Origin of the sequence: Cellulomonas sp. HZM (assembly GCF_000708885.1) — a bacterium.
Taxonomy (GTDB): Bacteria; Actinomycetota; Actinomycetes; order Actinomycetales; family Cellulomonadaceae; genus Cellulomonas.
Map to the genome: position 1 here is coordinate 1 of NZ_JEOE01000050.1, position 16268 is coordinate 16268.

Annotated in this window: 18 protein-coding genes; 9 read left to right on the forward strand and 9 right to left on the reverse strand. The window is 74.0% G+C overall.

Translation table 11 applies throughout. The features are described from left to right. Positions 1-96 precede the first annotated feature (96 nt). Positions 97-1290, forward strand: coding sequence for a low temperature requirement protein A (locus tag AW16_RS0115740; RefSeq protein WP_029291948.1), 1194 nt, complete (start codon positions 97-99; stop codon positions 1288-1290). A 74-nt stretch (positions 1291-1364) separates the two neighbouring features. Next, positions 1365-2591, forward strand: coding sequence for an amidohydrolase (locus AW16_RS0115745; protein WP_029291950.1), 1227 nt, complete (start codon positions 1365-1367; stop codon positions 2589-2591). A 6-nt stretch (positions 2592-2597) separates the two neighbouring features. Here the strand turns inward: AW16_RS0115745 and AW16_RS0115750 are convergent, their stop codons facing one another. Then, positions 2598-2975: a DUF4362 domain-containing protein gene (locus AW16_RS0115750; protein WP_156044213.1), complete on the reverse strand. Its 378-nt coding sequence runs from the start codon at positions 2973-2975 to the stop codon at positions 2598-2600. 447 nt (positions 2976-3422) lie between these two features. On the opposite strand from AW16_RS0115750, the gene AW16_RS0115755 reads away from it, so the two are divergent. The 5 genes from AW16_RS0115755 (at position 3423) to AW16_RS0115775 (ending at position 6703) form a co-directional block, all read left to right on the forward strand. Then, a complete protein-coding gene (locus AW16_RS0115755) occupies positions 3423-3920 on the forward strand; it encodes a cysteine dioxygenase family protein (RefSeq protein ID WP_029291953.1) in 498 nt (165 codons plus the stop codon). Beyond that, positions 3917-4342, forward strand: coding sequence for a rhodanese-like domain-containing protein (locus AW16_RS0115760; protein WP_051682014.1), 426 nt, complete (start codon positions 3917-3919; stop codon positions 4340-4342). Before AW16_RS0115755 ends, AW16_RS0115760 begins: the two co-directional genes overlap by 4 nt. A gap of 55 nt (positions 4343-4397) precedes the next feature. Further along, positions 4398-4760, forward strand: coding sequence for a YtxH domain-containing protein (locus AW16_RS0115765; protein ID WP_034649642.1), 363 nt, complete (start codon positions 4398-4400; stop codon positions 4758-4760). A gap of 54 nt (positions 4761-4814) precedes the next feature. Beyond that, positions 4815-6098, forward strand: coding sequence for an MFS transporter (locus AW16_RS0115770; RefSeq protein WP_029291959.1), 1284 nt, complete (start codon positions 4815-4817; stop codon positions 6096-6098). Positions 6099-6190: 92 nt separating this feature from the next. Next, on the forward strand, positions 6191-6703 hold the full coding sequence (locus AW16_RS0115775) for a M15 family metallopeptidase (RefSeq protein WP_197021645.1): 513 nt from the start codon (positions 6191-6193) through the stop codon (positions 6701-6703). A 6-nt stretch (positions 6704-6709) separates the two neighbouring features. Here the strand turns inward: AW16_RS0115775 and AW16_RS0115780 are convergent, their stop codons facing one another. After that, on the reverse strand, positions 6710-8077 hold the full coding sequence (locus tag AW16_RS0115780) for an MFS transporter (RefSeq protein ID WP_081861741.1): 1368 nt from the start codon (positions 8075-8077) through the stop codon (positions 6710-6712). Between the two features lie 114 nt (positions 8078-8191). Between AW16_RS0115780 and AW16_RS0115785 the strand changes: the two genes are divergently transcribed. Next, positions 8192-9559 (forward strand): MFS transporter, encoded by a 1368-nt coding sequence (locus tag AW16_RS0115785; RefSeq protein WP_081861741.1) that lies wholly within the window; start codon positions 8192-8194, stop codon positions 9557-9559. A 6-nt stretch (positions 9560-9565) separates the two neighbouring features. Here AW16_RS0115785 and AW16_RS0115790 read toward each other — a convergent pair whose 3' ends face one another. From AW16_RS0115790 to AW16_RS0115810, 5 genes are all read right to left on the reverse strand, one after another. Further along, complete coding sequence (locus AW16_RS0115790) at positions 9566-10078, reverse strand: M15 family metallopeptidase (protein WP_197021645.1); 513 nt, start codon at positions 10076-10078, stop codon at positions 9566-9568. A gap of 92 nt (positions 10079-10170) precedes the next feature. Further along, positions 10171-11454 carry an MFS transporter gene (locus tag AW16_RS0115795; RefSeq protein ID WP_029291959.1) on the reverse strand — a complete coding sequence of 428 codons (1284 nt, stop codon included), beginning with the start codon at positions 11452-11454 and terminating at the stop codon, positions 10171-10173. A 54-nt stretch (positions 11455-11508) separates the two neighbouring features. Beyond that, the gene (locus AW16_RS0115800; RefSeq protein WP_034649642.1) at positions 11509-11871 is read right to left on the reverse strand and encodes a YtxH domain-containing protein; all 363 of its coding nucleotides are present in this window, start codon (positions 11869-11871) and stop codon (positions 11509-11511) included. 55 nt (positions 11872-11926) lie between these two features. Next, entirely contained in the window at positions 11927-12352 is a 426-nt protein-coding gene (locus AW16_RS0115805) for a rhodanese-like domain-containing protein (protein WP_051682014.1), read from the reverse strand. Then, positions 12349-12846 carry a cysteine dioxygenase family protein gene (locus AW16_RS0115810; protein ID WP_029291953.1) on the reverse strand — a complete coding sequence of 166 codons (498 nt, stop codon included), beginning with the start codon at positions 12844-12846 and terminating at the stop codon, positions 12349-12351. Before AW16_RS0115810 ends, AW16_RS0115805 begins: the two co-directional genes overlap by 4 nt. A 447-nt stretch (positions 12847-13293) precedes the next feature. On the opposite strand from AW16_RS0115810, the gene AW16_RS0115820 reads away from it, so the two are divergent. Next, positions 13294-13671 carry a DUF4362 domain-containing protein gene (locus AW16_RS0115820; RefSeq protein ID WP_156044213.1) on the forward strand — a complete coding sequence of 126 codons (378 nt, stop codon included), beginning with the start codon at positions 13294-13296 and terminating at the stop codon, positions 13669-13671. Between the two features lie 6 nt (positions 13672-13677). On the opposite strand, the gene AW16_RS0115825 is transcribed toward AW16_RS0115820, so the two are convergent. After that, entirely contained in the window at positions 13678-14904 is a 1227-nt protein-coding gene (locus tag AW16_RS0115825) for an amidohydrolase (RefSeq protein WP_029291950.1), read from the reverse strand. Between the two features lie 74 nt (positions 14905-14978). Next, complete coding sequence (locus AW16_RS0115830; protein ID WP_029291948.1) at positions 14979-16172, reverse strand: low temperature requirement protein A; 1194 nt, start codon at positions 16170-16172, stop codon at positions 14979-14981. Positions 16173-16268: the final 96 nt, after the last annotated feature.

The following is a 16268-nucleotide window of genomic DNA, read 5'->3' on the forward strand; positions in this document are numbered from 1 at the left end:
CCGGTGCCGGGTGGGACCGCTCCCATCGACGAGCGGAACGCTAGCAGCGAATGCTGACCGAGCGGTAGGTAAATGCGTGCGTGGCAGCATCGGCGCATGACGAGCCCGACGCCGCGCGCCCGCCTCGCGCCCATGCGCCCGCGCGACCCGCACGAGGACGGCCGCACCGCGAGCACGCTCGAGCTGTTCTTCGACCTCGTGTTCGTCGTCGCCGTGAGCATCGCCGCGGCCAACCTGCACCACGCGCTGAGCGAGGGCGACGTCGGGCGCGGCCTGTCCGCCTACGCGCTCGTGTTCTTCGCCATCTGGTGGGCGTGGATGAACTTCACGTGGTTCGCCACGTCGTTCGACACCGACGACTGGCTCTACCGGCTGCTGACGATCGTGCAGATGTCCGGCGTGCTGGTGCTGGCCGCGGGCATCGAGCCGGCGTTCACCGAGCGCGACTACACGCTGCTCGTGCTCGCGTACGTGGTGATGCGGGTCGCGATGGTCGCGCAGTGGCTGCGCGCCTCCCGGTCGGCGGGCGCCGCGCGCCGGACCACCCAGGTCTACGCGGCAGGCATCGCGGCGGTGCAGGTGTGCTGGCTGCTCATGCTGCTGCTCCCGTCGGGCGCGCAGAGCGTTGTGCTGCCGCTGCTCGTCGTCGCCGAGATCGCCGTCCCCGTCGTCGCCGAGCGTCGCGGCACCACGCCGTGGCACCCGCACCACATCACCGAGCGGTACGGCCTGTTCACGCTCATCCTGCTCGGCGAGAGCCTGCTGGCCTCGGCCAACGCGATCATCGAGGCGCTGCACGACGACGCCGAGGTCGCGCGGCTCGTCGAGCTCGGGGTGCTCGCGTTCGTCGTGACCGCCGCGCTGTGGTGGATCTACTTCTGGCCCCCGCACCACCGCGCGATCGGCGGGCTGCGGCGCTCGATCCGGTACGGGTACGTGCACTACTTCGTCTTCGCCGCCGCGGGTGCGTTCTCCGCCGGCATCGAGGTCGAGATCGACGCGCTGACCGGCCACAGCGAGCTCGGCGACGTGGCCGCGTCGTTCACCGTGACGGTCCCGATCGCGGTGTTCGTGCTGGGGATCTGGTGGCTGGCGATCCGGGAGAACGCCGATCGCGTCGTCAACGTCGCGGTGCCCGTCGGTGCGCTGCTCGTCCTGCTCGACCCGGTGCTCCCCGTGCCGATCGCGCTGACGGCGCTGGTCATGGCGGCGATCGTCGTCGTCCTGGTGCTCCACCCGCCGCTGGACGAGCCGTCCGACGATCAGCACGGGCGAGCCGCCGCGCACTGACGCACGGGCGGGGCCAGACTCGGACCGGCGACCGCTCCGGCAACGTGCCCGGTGGCGCCGGGAGGAGTCCGACCGTGAGCACCGAAGCGCCCGACCTCGTCGCGCTCTACACCGACCTGCACGCCCACCCGGAGCTCGGCTTCGCCGAGGTGCGGACCGCGGCGATCGTCGCCGAGGCGCTGCGCGAGTGGGGCTACGCCGTCACGACGGGCATCGGCGGCACGGGCGTCGCCGCCGTCCTCGAACGTGGCGACGGGCCGACGGTCCTGCTGCGCGCCGACATGGACGGCCTGCCCGTGCGCGAGGAGACCGGCCTGCCGTACGCGAGCACCGCGACGGGCGAGCGGGGCGGGGAGCAGGTCCCGACGATGCACGCGTGCGGCCACGACGTCCACGTGACCTGTCTGCTCGGGGCCGCGCACGCGCTCGCGGCCGACGACTCCTGGGCGGGCCGGCTCGTGCTCGTCGCGCAGCCCGCGGAGGAGCTCGGGACAGGCGCCCGGGCGATGCTCGACGACGGGCTCTACGGCGTCACCGGCACGCCGGACGTGGTGCTCGGCCAGCACGTCGCACCGCTGCCCACCGGGGTCGTCGGCCTGCACCCCGGGCCGGCGTTCGCGACGTCGGACACCCTCCGCATCACGCTGCACGGGCGCGGTGGGCACGGGTCGCGGCCCGAGGCGACCGTCGACCCCGTGGTGATGGCCGCCGCCGTGGTGCTGCGGCTGCAGACGATCGTCGCGCGCGAGGTCGGCGGGTCCGACACCGCCGTCGTCACCGTCGGGACGCTGCATGCGGGCATCGCGCCGAACGTCATCCCCGACGACGCGACGCTGCAGGTCAACGTGCGCACGTACGACGAGCACGTACGTACGCGCGTGCTGTCCGCGATCGACCGGATCGCCCGCGCGGAGGCCGAGGCGTCGGGAGCGCCGCAGCCGCCGACGATCGAGCACCTCGACTCCTTCGCGGCGGTCGTGAACGACCCCGACGGGTGCTCGCGCACGGCGGCGGCACTGCGATCCGGCATGCCGGGCATCGTCGTCGTCGATCCCGGACCGGTCACCGGCAGCGAGGACGTGGGCGAGCTCGCGACCGACGCAGGCGTGCCCTGCGTCTACTGGATACTCGGGGGAGCGGACCCGGCGCCGTTCGCGGGCGCCTCGGGACCGGAGGACATGGCCCGCGTCATGGGCGGGCTGCCGTCCAACCACTCGCCGAAGTTCGCGCCCGTGCCGCAGCCGACGCTCGACCTCGGCGTGCGCACGCTGGTCACGGCTGCGCGGGAGTGGCTGGGCTGAGGCTCGTCAGTCCTCCGGGCAGGACGACGGGTCGTCTCGTGCTGTCCGGACGTCGGGGCAGGTCGCCGAACGCACGCGACGATCGGACGCGCCGGCGTAGCGGTCCGCCGTCGAGTCCGTGGTGACGGCCACCGTGCCGTCGCCCTGTGCGCGGTACGTCGAGACGATCGGGTCTCCCTCGGTCGTCGTGTGCGTCACGCGGAGCGTGGCCGGCGGACCCTTCTCGAGGCACGCCCAGACGGCAGCATCCACACGGCCCTGCACGTCGGCGCGCTCGTCGCCGCACGTGAACGCGGCGGGCGACGGCGCAGGGTCCGCGTTGCCGGAGCAGCCGCCGACGAGGAGCGCGACGAGCGCGAGCGACGACGCCAAGGTCCTGGTCATGCCTCGATCATGTCGTCGGCCGGGCTCGTCTTGCAGCCCACCCCGTCCGTCGCGGGTCAAGCGTGGCGGGCGCAGCGGGCCAGGATGCCGGGCCCGGCGAGGGGCGCTGCCCGTGAGACGGACGAGCCGAAGCCTTGACTCTTCTCCGCCCGGGGCGCATCCTCGTCGCTCACCCGGGTCGGCGTGTGCTGCCCGGGCTCGGAGCCGGACCAGGAAGGAGCTCCCCGATGACCTCGATCATCGCCATCACCGCTCCCCGTTCCTGTCCGTGCTGTCAGGTCCGCTGAACCAGCACCCGCCGCACCGGCGCCGCTGATCCAGACCCGCTGAGCGGGCCCCCTCGTCGGGGGCCGCCGCCGCCGGCCGTTCGTCGGCCGACCCAGACCTGACCCCGCCCGCGACGCACTGCTGCGCCCGCGGGCACCGCCGCACCCGAGAGGCACCGCCGTGAGCACCCCGACCCTGACCCCACACACCCTGACCCCGCGCGCGCTCGGCACCGCCGAGCTCGCCGACCTCGTCCGCGCGATCGCCGCCGACCCCGACCAGTGGCGCCACCTCGTCCGCTACGACGAGGCCGAGCGCTGGTGGACCCGCCTGCCCGGCCCCGACGGCGTCGACGTCTGGATCCTGTCCTGGCTGCAGCAGCAGGGCACCGAGCCGCACGACCACGGCGACTCGGCAGCCGCCTTCACGATCGTCGCGGGAACGCTCACCGAGCTGCGGCCCGATGCCGACGGCGCGCTGCAACCGCGGGGCTTCGCCGCCGGGCAGACGCAGACCGTCGAGGTCGGGCAGGTGCACGACGTCGTCAACCGTGCCGCGACCCCGGCCGTGAGCATCCACGCCTACTCCCCGCCGCTCGACCGGATGACGTACTACCGCCCCACGTCGGACGGCCTCGTGCCGACGCGCACCGTCGAGACGACGGAGCCCGAGGAGTGAGCGCGCGCCGCACGATCGACGACGTCCTCGCCGACGCCCGCGCGCGACTGACCCGGCTCTCCCCGACGCAGGCCTGGGACGCTCTGGGCCGCGGCGCGCTGCTCGTCGACATCCGGCCGCAGGCGCAGCGGGCCGACGAGGGGGACGTGCCGGACGCTCTCGTCATCGAGCGCAACGTGCTCGAGTGGCGGCTCGACCCCGCGAGCGCCCACCGCATCCCGCAGGCGGTGGACCACGACGTGCAGGTGCTCGTCATCTGCTCCGAGGGGTACACCTCGAGCCTCGCCGCGGCAGCGCTGCAGGAGCTGGGCCTGCACCGGGCGACCGACGTGGTCGGCGGGTTCCACGCGTGGCGGGCCGCGGGGCTGCCGACGACGAGCCGCGCCCCGCTCGCCGCGCGCGAGGAGCTGGTACCTGCCTAGTCTCGTCGGGAGCAGCCCGACGGGACCACGGCGGGCGCCGAGCCGGGGAGGTCGCATGAAGGGCAAGGTGGCGTTCGTCGCCGGGGCCGGGCTGGGCTACCTGCTCGGCACGCGTGCCGGCCGGGGGCAGTTCGAGAAGATCAAGGGCTGGGCCTCCGACATGTGGGCCGACCCGCGCGTGCAGGGGTACGTGCACGATGCGCAGGACCAGGCGATGCAGTTCGCGAAGGACCAGGGATCGGCGCTCAAGGACAAGGCGTTCGACGCGGCGAAGCAGGCTGTGGCGGGCGCGACGGGCTCGTCGGCGTCGTCGTCGCAGGACCGCGCGGACTACGACCCCGACGAGATCCTCATCGACCCGGATGCGCCCGACGCGGCGCTGGACGACGAGCTCGACCCGAACGGCCGTCGCCTCTGACGTCCCAGGCTGCAGGGGACGAACCACCTGCAGGGGACAACTAAACTCGCGCGGGTGCCCTCCCTCGTCGTCGACACGACGCCCCTGCGGATCAGCCCCGCCTTCCGGCGGCTGTGGCTCGGGCTCTCCGTGTCGAACCTGGGCACGCAGCTCACCGTCGTCGCGGTGGGTCTGCAGGTCTACGCGATCACCGGTTCGACGCTCGCCGTCGGCGTGCTCGGGCTGTTCGCGCTCGTCCCGCTGATCGTCTTCGGGCTCTACGGCGGCGCGATCGTCGACCACTACGACCGCCGCCGCGTCGCGCTGTACGCGTCGATCGTCAGCTGGGCCGTGATCCTGGTGCTCGCGGTGCAGGGCTGGGCGGGCAACGAGAACGTCGGGCTGCTGTACGCGCTGGTCGCGCTGCAGTCCGGCGCGAACGCGGTGAACAGCCCCGCGCGCTCGGCGATCATCCCGCGCCTGCTCGAGCCGCGGCTCATGCCCGCGGCCAACGCGCTGCAGGCCATCGGCTTCCAGACCGCGCTCACCGTCGGGCCGCTGCTCGGCGCGGCGCTCGTCGCCTGGGACGGCTACGGCCTGGCGTACACGGTGGACGCGGCGCTGTTCACGTTCGCGCTGGTCGCGGTGTTCCGGCTGCCGTCGGTGCTGCCCGAGCCGTCCGAGAACAGGCGCGCGCGCGTGGGCATCGGGTCCGTGGTCGACGGCCTGCGGTACCTCGGCACGCAGCGCAACGTGCGCATGACGTTCGCGGTGGACCTCATCGCGATGATCACCGCGATGCCGCGCGTCGTGTTCCCGGCCGTCGGGCTCTGGTACCTGGGCGGCGGTGCGACGACGACCGGCATCCTCACCGCCGCGCTCGCGGCCGGCGCCGTGCTGTCCGGCCTGTTCTCCGGCGGCCTCGCGCGCGTGCGCTGGCAGGGCCGCGTCATCACCTGGGCGATCACGTCGTGGGGGCTGTCGATCGTCGCGTTCGGGCTCGTGCTCGCGTTCGTCGGCCGGGACAAGCCGTCGCACGTGCTGTGGGGCGCGCTGGCGGTCGCGTGCTGCACGCTCGTCGCGGCGGGCGGGTCCGACGAGATCAGCGCGATCTTCCGCCAGACCATCCTGCAGACCGCCACGCCCGACGACATGCGCGGGCGGCTGCAGGGCGTGTTCCTCGTGGTCGTCGCGGGCGGCCCGCGGCTCGGCGAGCTGTGGATCGGGTCCGTCTCCGGGTGGATCGGCGAGGCCGGGGCCGTGATCCTCGGCGGCACGCTGTGCGTCGTGCTGCTGTGGCTGCTGGTGCGGTGGCAGCGCTCGTTCTGGGTGTACGACGCGCGTCATCCCGTGCCCTGACGGCCGGTCCTCCCGCGGGTGGACGCCGCCGCGGCGTCGTCGAGACCGCGGGCCGACGCGCGCGTTCGTGCTCGCGGGCGAGGCTGTCCGGCGTGACCCTCTACATCCACGGCCGCCCCGAGCGGTCGGTCCGACGACGACGCCGCGCGGCGCTCGTCGGCCTCGCGTCCGTGCCCGTGCTGCTCGCCGTCGGGGTGCACGTCGCGGCGTCCGCTGCCCCCGGGGTCGCCCCCGCGCTGGACCCCGAGCTCGCGCGGCGGTTCGAGGCCGCCCAGGTCGCTGCCGCAGCCGACGGGGTGTCGCTCACGCTCACCTCCGGCGCACGGACGGTCGCCGAGCAGCAGCACCTGGTCGACGACGCGGTCGATCGCTACGGCTCGGTCGCCGAAGCGCACCGCTACGTGCTGCCGCCCGGCAAGTCGTCGCACGTCGCCGGTCTTGCCGTCGACGTCGGTCCGCCCGCGGGCGCCGCGTGGCTCGCGAAGCACTCCGTCGAGCTCGGGCTGTGCCGCACGTACGCGAACGAGGCGTGGCACTTCGAGAAGCTGCCCGACGGCGCCACGCGGTGCCCGAAGATGCACCCCGACTCGTCGTGGGGGTGGTGACGGGGGTCAGGCCTGGTCGTCGGCCTGGTCGTCGGCTCGGTCGTCGGCTCGGTCGGCCGTCGTCTCGTCGGCCTCGCGGCGGCTCGTCCTGATCGCGCCGGCGATCTCGGTCGCGGCGACGCTCGAACCGGCCGTCGGGGAGGGCGACTCGTCCTCGACCGCGACGTCCTCGTCGATCGCCGCGGGCCTCGTCGGCCGCAACGTCGGGTAGGCGACGCCCACCGCGACCACCGCCAGCACGGCGGCCGCGACCACCACGAGGAAGCCCGCGTGCGCACCGTCCGCGTCGATGCGCGCGCCCGCGATCGACGAGCCGAACGAGACCCCCACGCCCAGCGCGGTCCCGACCCACGTCAGCCCCTCGGTGAGCCGCTCCGGCGGCACCAGCGCCTGCACCAGGCCGTTGCCGTTGATGAGCGTCGGCGCGATCGCGAACCCGGTCACGAACATGACCGCCGCGAGCACCCACAGCGACGTGACCAGGAAGAACAGGGACACGCCGACCGCGAGCGCGACCATCCCGATCGCGAACCGCAGGTGCAGCGGGCGGCGCCAGTGCCGCGTGCCGTACAGCAGGCCGGACAGCAGCGAGCCGAGCGCGAACACCGCGAGCACCGGGCCTGCGAGGTTCTTGCGGCCGGCCTCGTCGGCGAACGCGACCGTCGAGACGTCGTTGGCCCCGAAGATCGCGCCCATCGCGACGAACACGATCACCAGGACGATGACCGCGGGCGTGCGCAGCAGCGAGCCCGTGGGGCGTGGGCGGTCCTTGGGTGCGACGGGCGGCTCGGTGGTGCGCAGCGAGCAGAACCACAGGCCGCCGACCACCATCGCGACGAGCGGCACGACGAGGCCGGCGGACGGCGTGACGCTCGTCGCGAGCAACGTCGCCGCGACCGGGCCGACGACGAACACGAGCTCGTCGAGCGCCGACTCCAGCGCGTACGCGGTGTGCAGCGGCCGCGGTTCGCCGCCCAGCACGTGCGTCCAGCGCGCGCGGACCAGGGAACCGAACGAGCCGATCGCCGCACCGGTGAGCGCCGCGGTGACGTAGAGCCACGGCGTGGGCGCCTTGGTCAGCGCGGCGACGACGAGGCCGACGAGGGCCGTCGCCGCGACCGCGACCGCGGGGCGCATGACCCGCGCCTGACCGTGCCGGTCGACGAGCCGCGCGATCTGCGGGGAGCACACCGCCTGCGCGATGACGTACGTCGCCGAGACCCGGCCCGCGAGCCCGTACGACCCGTACAGCGCCTGCACCATGAGCACGATGCCGATGCCCACCATCGACATGGGCAGCCGCGCGACGGTGCCGGCCGCCGAGAACGACAGTGCTCCCGGGCGGCGGAGGATCTCGCGGTACGGCTGCAGCACCCCCCGATACTCCCATCCCTTCCGCCTGGTAGGCATCCGCCACCGCACCGCCCGGCCGGCCGGGCGGTGCGGTGGCGGATGCCTACCAGGCGGAAGGGATGGGAGTATCGGGGGGTGCTGCAGCCGTACCGCGAGATCCTCCGCCGCCCGGGAGCACTGTCGTTCTCGGCGGCCGGCACCGTCGCGCGGCTGCCCATGTCGATGGTGGGCATCGGCATCGTGCTCATGGTGCAGGCGCTGTACGGGTCGTACGGGCTCGCGGGCCGGGTCTCGGCGACGTACGTCATCGCGCAGGCGGTGTGCTCCCCGCAGATCGCGCGGCTCGTCGACCGGCACGGTCAGGCGCGGGTCATGCGCCCCGCGGTCGCGGTCGCGGCGACGGCCCTCGTCGGCCTCGTCGTCGCCGCGCTGACCAAGGCGCCCACGCCGTGGCTCTACGTCACCGCGGCGCTCACCGGTGCGGCGATCGGCTCGTTCGGTTCCCTGGTCCGCGCGCGCTGGACGCACGTGCTGGGCGGCGAACCGCGGCCGCTGCACACCGCGTACGCGCTGGAGTCGGCGCTCGACGAGCTCGTGTTCGTCGTCGGCCCGGTCGCGGCGACGTTGCTCGCGACGAGCGTCACGCCGTCCGCCGGCCTCGTCGTGCCGCTCGTCGCGATGGTGGTCGGCGGCCTGTGGTTCTGCTCGCTGCGCACCACCGAGCCGCCCGTCGCACCCAAGGACCGCCCACGCCCCACGGGCTCGCTGCTGCGCACGCCCGCGGTCATCGTCCTGGTGATCGTGTTCGTCGCGATGGGCGCGATCTTCGGGGCCAACGACGTCTCGACGGTCGCGTTCGCCGACGAGGCCGGCCGCAAGAACCTCGCAGGCCCGGTGCTCGCGGTGTTCGCGCTCGGCTCGCTGCTGTCCGGCCTGCTGTACGGCACGCGGCACTGGCGCCGCCCGCTGCACCTGCGGTTCGCGATCGGGATGGTCGCGCTCGCGGTCGGCGTGTCCCTGTTCTTCCTGGTCACGTCGCTGTGGGTGCTCGCGGCGGTCATGTTCGTGACCGGGTTCGCGATCGCGCCGACGCTCATCAACGGCAACGGCCTGGTGCAGGCGCTGGTGCCGCCGGAGCGGCTCACCGAGGGGCTGACGTGGGTCGGGACCGCGCTGGGCGTGGGGGTCTCGTTCGGCTCGTCGATCGCGGGCGCGCGCATCGACGCGGACGGTGCGCACGCGGGCTTCCTCGTGGTGGTCGCGGCCGCCGTGCTGGCGGTGGTCGCGGTGGGCGTCGCCTACCCGACGTTGCGGCCGACGAGGCCCGCGGCGATCGACGAGGACGTCGCGGTCGAGGACGAGTCGCCCTCCCCGACGGCCGGTTCGAGCGTCGCCGCGACCGAGATCGCCGGCGCGATCAGGACGAGCCGCCGCGAGGCCGACGAGACGACGGCCGACCGAGCCGACGACCGAGCCGACGACCAGGCCGACGACCAGGCCTGACCCCCGTCACCACCCCCACGACGAGTCGGGGTGCATCTTCGGGCACCGCGTGGCGCCGTCGGGCAGCTTCTCGAAGTGCCACGCCTCGTTCGCGTACGTGCGGCACAGCCCGAGCTCGACGGAGTGCTTCGCGAGCCACGCGGCGCCCGCGGGCGGACCGACGTCGACGGCAAGACCGGCGACGTGCGACGACTTGCCGGGCGGCAGCACGTAGCGGTGCGCTTCGGCGACCGAGCCGTAGCGATCGACCGCGTCGTCGACCAGGTGCTGCTGCTCGGCGACCGTCCGTGCGCCGGAGGTGAGCGTGAGCGACACCCCGTCGGCTGCGGCAGCGACCTGGGCGGCCTCGAACCGCCGCGCGAGCTCGGGGTCCAGCGCGGGGGCGACCCCGGGGGCAGCGGACGCCGCGACGTGCACCCCGACGGCGAGCAGCACGGGCACGGACGCGAGGCCGACGAGCGCCGCGCGGCGTCGTCGTCGGACCGACCGCTCGGGGCGGCCGTGGATGTAGAGGGTCACGCCGGACAGCCTCGCCCGCGAGCACGAACGCGCGCGTCGGCCCGCGGTCTCGACGACGCCGCGGCGGCGTCCACCCGCGGGAGGACCGGCCGTCAGGGCACGGGATGACGCGCGTCGTACACCCAGAACGAGCGCTGCCACCGCACCAGCAGCCACAGCAGCACGACGCACAGCGTGCCGCCGAGGATCACGGCCCCGGCCTCGCCGATCCACCCGGAGACGGACCCGATCCACAGCTCGCCGAGCCGCGGGCCGCCCGCGACGACCACGAGGAACACGCCCTGCAGCCGCCCGCGCATGTCGTCGGGCGTGGCGGTCTGCAGGATGGTCTGGCGGAAGATCGCGCTGATCTCGTCGGACCCGCCCGCCGCGACGAGCGTGCAGCACGCGACCGCCAGCGCGCCCCACAGCACGTGCGACGGCTTGTCCCGGCCGACGAACGCGAGCACGAGCCCGAACGCGACGATCGACAGCCCCCACGACGTGATCGCCCAGGTGATGACGCGGCCCTGCCAGCGCACGCGCGCGAGGCCGCCGGAGAACAGGCCGGACAGCACGGCGCCGGCCGCGAGCGCGGCGGTGAGGATGCCGGTCGTCGTCGCACCGCCGCCCAGGTACCAGAGCCCGACGGCCGGGAACACGACGCGCGGCATCGCGGTGATCATCGCGATGAGGTCCACCGCGAACGTCATGCGCACGTTGCGCTGCGTGCCGAGGTACCGCAGGCCGTCGACCACGGACCCGATGCCCACGCGCGCGCGCCTGTTCTCGGACGGCTCGGGCAGCACCGACGGCAGCCGGAACACCGCGACCAGCGCGAACGTGAACAGCGCCGCGTCCACCGTGTACGCCAGGCCGTAGCCGTCCCAGGCGACGAGCGCCGCGCCGAGCAGCGGCCCGACGGTGAGCGCGGTCTGGAAGCCGATGGCCTGCAGCGCGTTGGCCGCGGGCATGAGCCGCGGCTCGAGCAGGCGCGGGATGATCGCCGAGCGCGCGGGGCTGTTCACCGCGTTCGCGCCGGACTGCAGCGCGACCAGCGCGTACAGCAGCCCGACGTTCTCGTTGCCCGCCCAGCCCTGCACCGCGAGCACCAGGATCACGGCCCAGCTGACGATCGACGCGTACAGCGCGACGCGGCGGCGGTCGTAGTGGTCGACGATCGCGCCGCCGTAGAGCCCGAAGACGATCAGCGGGACGAGCGCGAACAGCCCGAGCACGCCGACGGCGAGCGTCGAACCGGTGATCGCGTAGACCTGCAGACCCACCGCGACGACGGTGAGCTGCGTGCCCAGGTTCGACACGGAGAGCCCGAGCCACAGCCGCCGGAAGGCGGGGCTGATCCGCAGGGGCGTCGTGTCGACGACGAGGGAGGGCACCCGCGCGAGTTTAGTTGTCCCCTGCAGGTGGTTCGTCCCCTGCAGCCTGGGACGTCAGAGGCGACGGCCGTTCGGGTCGAGCTCGTCGTCCAGCGCCGCGTCGGGCGCATCCGGGTCGATGAGGATCTCGTCGGGGTCGTAGTCCGCGCGGTCCTGCGACGACGACGCCGACGAGCCCGTCGCGCCCGCCACAGCCTGCTTCGCCGCGTCGAACGCCTTGTCCTTGAGCGCCGATCCCTGGTCCTTCGCGAACTGCATCGCCTGGTCCTGCGCATCGTGCACGTACCCCTGCACGCGCGGGTCGGCCCACATGTCGGAGGCCCAGCCCTTGATCTTCTCGAACTGCCCCCGGCCGGCACGCGTGCCGAGCAGGTAGCCCAGCCCGGCCCCGGCGACGAACGCCACCTTGCCCTTCATGCGACCTCCCCGGCTCGGCGCCCGCCGTGGTCCCGTCGGGCTGCTCCCGACGAGACTAGGCAGGTACCAGCTCCTCGCGCGCGGCGAGCGGGGCGCGGCTCGTCGTCGGCAGCCCCGCGGCCCGCCACGCGTGGAACCCGCCGACCACGTCGGTCGCCCGGTGCAGGCCCAGCTCCTGCAGCGCTGCCGCGGCGAGGCTCGAGGTGTACCCCTCGGAGCAGATGACGAGCACCTGCACGTCGTGGTCCACCGCCTGCGGGATGCGGTGGGCGCTCGCGGGGTCGAGCCGCCACTCGAGCACGTTGCGCTCGATGACGAGAGCGTCCGGCACGTCCCCCTCGTCGGCCCGCTGCGCCTGCGGCCGGATGTCGACGAGCAGCGCGCCGCGGCCCAGAGCGTCCCAGGCCTGCGTCGGGGAGAGCCGGGTCAGTCGCGCGCGGGCGTCGGCGAGGACGTCGTCGATCGTGCGGCGCGCGCTCACTCCTCGGGCTCCGTCGTCTCGACGGTGCGCGTCGGCACGAGGCCGTCCGACGTGGGGCGGTAGTACGTCATCCGGTCGAGCGGCGGGGAGTAGGCGTGGATGCTCACGGCCGGGGTCGCGGCACGGTTGACGACGTCGTGCACCTGCCCGACCTCGACGGTCTGCGTCTGCCCGGCGGCGAAGCCCCGCGGTTGCAGCGCGCCGTCGGCATCGGGCCGCAGCTCGGTGAGCGTTCCCGCGACGATCGTGAAGGCGGCTGCCGAGTCGCCGTGGTCGTGCGGCTCGGTGCCCTGCTGCTGCAGCCAGGACAGGATCCAGACGTCGACGCCGTCGGGGCCGGGCAGGCGGGTCCACCAGCGCTCGGCCTCGTCGTAGCGGACGAGGTGGCGCCACTGGTCGGGGTCGGCGGCGATCGCGCGGACGAGGTCGGCGAGCTCGGCGGTGCCGAGCGCGCGCGGGGTCAGGGTGTGTGGGGTCAGGGTCGGGGTGCTCACGGCGGTGCCTCTCGGGTGCGGCGGTGCCCGCGGGCGCAGCAGTGCGTCGCGGGCGGGGTCAGGTCTGGGTCGGCCGACGAACGGCCGGCGGCGGCGGCCCCCGACGAGGGGGCCCGCTCAGCGGGTCTGGATCAGCGGCGCCGGTGCGGCGGGTGCTGGTTCAGCGGACCTGACAGCACGGACAGGAACGGGGAGCGGTGATGGCGATGATCGAGGTCATCGGGGAGCTCCTTCCTGGTCCGGCTCCGAGCCCGGGCAGCACACGCCGACCCGGGTGAGCGACGAGGATGCGCCCCGGGCGGAGAAGAGTCAAGGCTTCGGCTCGTCCGTCTCACGGGCAGCGCCCCTCGCCGGGCCCGGCATCCTGGCCCGCTGCGCCCGCCACGCTTGACCCGCGACGGACGGGGTGGGCTGCAAGACGAGCCCGGCCGACGACATGATCGAGGCATGACCAGGACCTTGGCGTCGTCGCTCGCGCTCGTCGCGCTCCTCGTCGGCGGCTGCTCCGGCAACGCGGACCCTGCGCCGTCGCCCGCCGCGTTCACGTGCGGCGACGAGCGCGCCGACGTGCAGGGCCGTGTGGATGCTGCCGTCTGGGCGTGCCTCGAGAAGGGTCCGCCGGCCACGCTCCGCGTGACGCACACGACGACCGAGGGAGACCCGATCGTCTCGACGTACCGCGCACAGGGCGACGGCACGGTGGCCGTCACCACGGACTCGACGGCGGACCGCTACGCCGGCGCGTCCGATCGTCGCGTGCGTTCGGCGACCTGCCCCGACGTCCGGACAGCACGAGACGACCCGTCGTCCTGCCCGGAGGACTGACGAGCCTCAGCCCAGCCACTCCCGCGCAGCCGTGACCAGCGTGCGCACGCCGAGGTCGAGCGTCGGCTGCGGCACGGGCGCGAACTTCGGCGAGTGGTTGGACGGCAGCCCGCCCATGACGCGGGCCATGTCCTCCGGTCCCGAGGCGCCCGCGAACGGCGCCGGGTCCGCTCCCCCGAGTATCCAGTAGACGCAGGGCACGCCTGCGTCGGTCGCGAGCTCGCCCACGTCCTCGCTGCCGGTGACCGGTCCGGGATCGACGACGACGATGCCCGGCATGCCGGATCGCAGTGCCGCCGCCGTGCGCGAGCACCCGTCGGGGTCGTTCACGACCGCCGCGAAGGAGTCGAGGTGCTCGATCGTCGGCGGCTGCGGCGCTCCCGACGCCTCGGCCTCCGCGCGGGCGATCCGGTCGATCGCGGACAGCACGCGCGTACGTACGTGCTCGTCGTACGTGCGCACGTTGACCTGCAGCGTCGCGTCGTCGGGGATGACGTTCGGCGCGATGCCCGCATGCAGCGTCCCGACGGTGACGACGGCGGTGTCGGACCCGCCGACCTCGCGCGCGACGATCGTCTGCAGCCGCAGCACCACGGCGGCGGCCATCACCACGGGGTCGACGGTCGCCTCGGGCCGCGACCCGTGCCCACCGCGCCCGTGCAGCGTGATGCGGAGGGTGTCCGACGTCGCGAACGCCGGCCCGGGGTGCAGGCCGACGACCCCGGTGGGCAGCGGTGCGACGTGCTGGCCGAGCACCACGTCCGGCGTGCCGGTGACGCCGTAGAGCCCGTCGTCGAGCATCGCCCGGGCGCCTGTCCCGAGCTCCTCCGCGGGCTGCGCGACGAGCACGAGCCGGCCCGCCCAGGAGTCGTCGGCCGCGAGCGCGTGCGCGGCCCCGAGCAGACAGGTCACGTGGACGTCGTGGCCGCACGCGTGCATCGTCGGGACCTGCTCCCCGCCCCGCTCGCCCGTCGCGGTGCTCGCGTACGGCAGGCCGGTCTCCTCGCGCACGGGCAGGCCGTCCATGTCGGCGCGCAGCAGGACCGTCGGCCCGTCGCCACGTTCGAGGACGGCGGCGACGCCCGTGCCGCCGATGCCCGTCGTGACGGCGTAGCCCCACTCGCGCAGCGCCTCGGCGACGATCGCCGCGGTCCGCACCTCGGCGAAGCCGAGCTCCGGGTGGGCGTGCAGGTCGGTGTAGAGCGCGACGAGGTCGGGCGCTTCGGTGCTCACGGTCGGACTCCTCCCGGCGCCACCGGGCACGTTGCCGGAGCGGTCGCCGGTCCGAGTCTGGCCCCGCCCGTGCGTCAGTGCGCGGCGGCTCGCCCGTGCTGATCGTCGGACGGCTCGTCCAGCGGCGGGTGGAGCACCAGGACGACGACGATCGCCGCCATGACCAGCGCCGTCAGCGCGATCGGCACGGGGAGCACCGGGTCGAGCAGGACGAGCAGCGCACCGACGGGCACCGCGACGTTGACGACGCGATCGGCGTTCTCCCGGATCGCCAGCCACCAGATCCCCAGCACGAACACCGCGATCGGGACCGTCACGGTGAACGACGCGGCCACGTCGCCGAGCTCGCTGTGGCCGGTCAGCGCGTCGATCTCGACCTCGATGCCGGCGGAGAACGCACCCGCGGCGGCGAAGACGAAGTAGTGCACGTACCCGTACCGGATCGAGCGCCGCAGCCCGCCGATCGCGCGGTGGTGCGGGGGCCAGAAGTAGATCCACCACAGCGCGGCGGTCACGACGAACGCGAGCACCCCGAGCTCGACGAGCCGCGCGACCTCGGCGTCGTCGTGCAGCGCCTCGATGATCGCGTTGGCCGAGGCCAGCAGGCTCTCGCCGAGCAGGATGAGCGTGAACAGGCCGTACCGCTCGGTGATGTGGTGCGGGTGCCACGGCGTGGTGCCGCGACGCTCGGCGACGACGGGGACGGCGATCTCGGCGACGACGAGCAGCGGCAGCACAACGCTCTGCGCGCCCGACGGGAGCAGCAGCATGAGCAGCCAGCACACCTGCACCGCCGCGATGCCTGCCGCGTAGACCTGGGTGGTCCGGCGCGCGGCGCCCGCCGACCGGGAGGCGCGCAGCCACTGCGCGACCATCGCGACCCGCATCACCACGTACGCGAGCACGAGCAGCGTGTAGTCGCGCTCGGTGAACGCCGGCTCGATGCCCGCGGCCAGCACCAGCACGCCGGACATCTGCACGATCGTCAGCAGCCGGTAGAGCCAGTCGTCGGTGTCGAACGACGTGGCGAACCACGTGAAGTTCATCCACGCCCACCAGATGGCGAAGAACACGAGCGCGTAGGCGGACAGGCCGCGCCCGACGTCGCCCTCGCTCAGCGCGTGGTGCAGGTTGGCCGCGGCGATGCTCACGGCGACGACGAACACGAGGTCGAAGAACAGCTCGAGCGTGCTCGCGGTGCGGCCGTCCTCGTGCGGGTCGCGCGGGCGCATGGGCGCGAGGCGGGCGCGCGGCGTCGGGCTCGTCATGCGCCGATGCTGCCACGCACGCATTTACCTACCGCTCGGTCAGCATTCGCTGCTAGCGTTCCGCTCGTCGATGGGAGCGGTCCCACCCGGCACCCG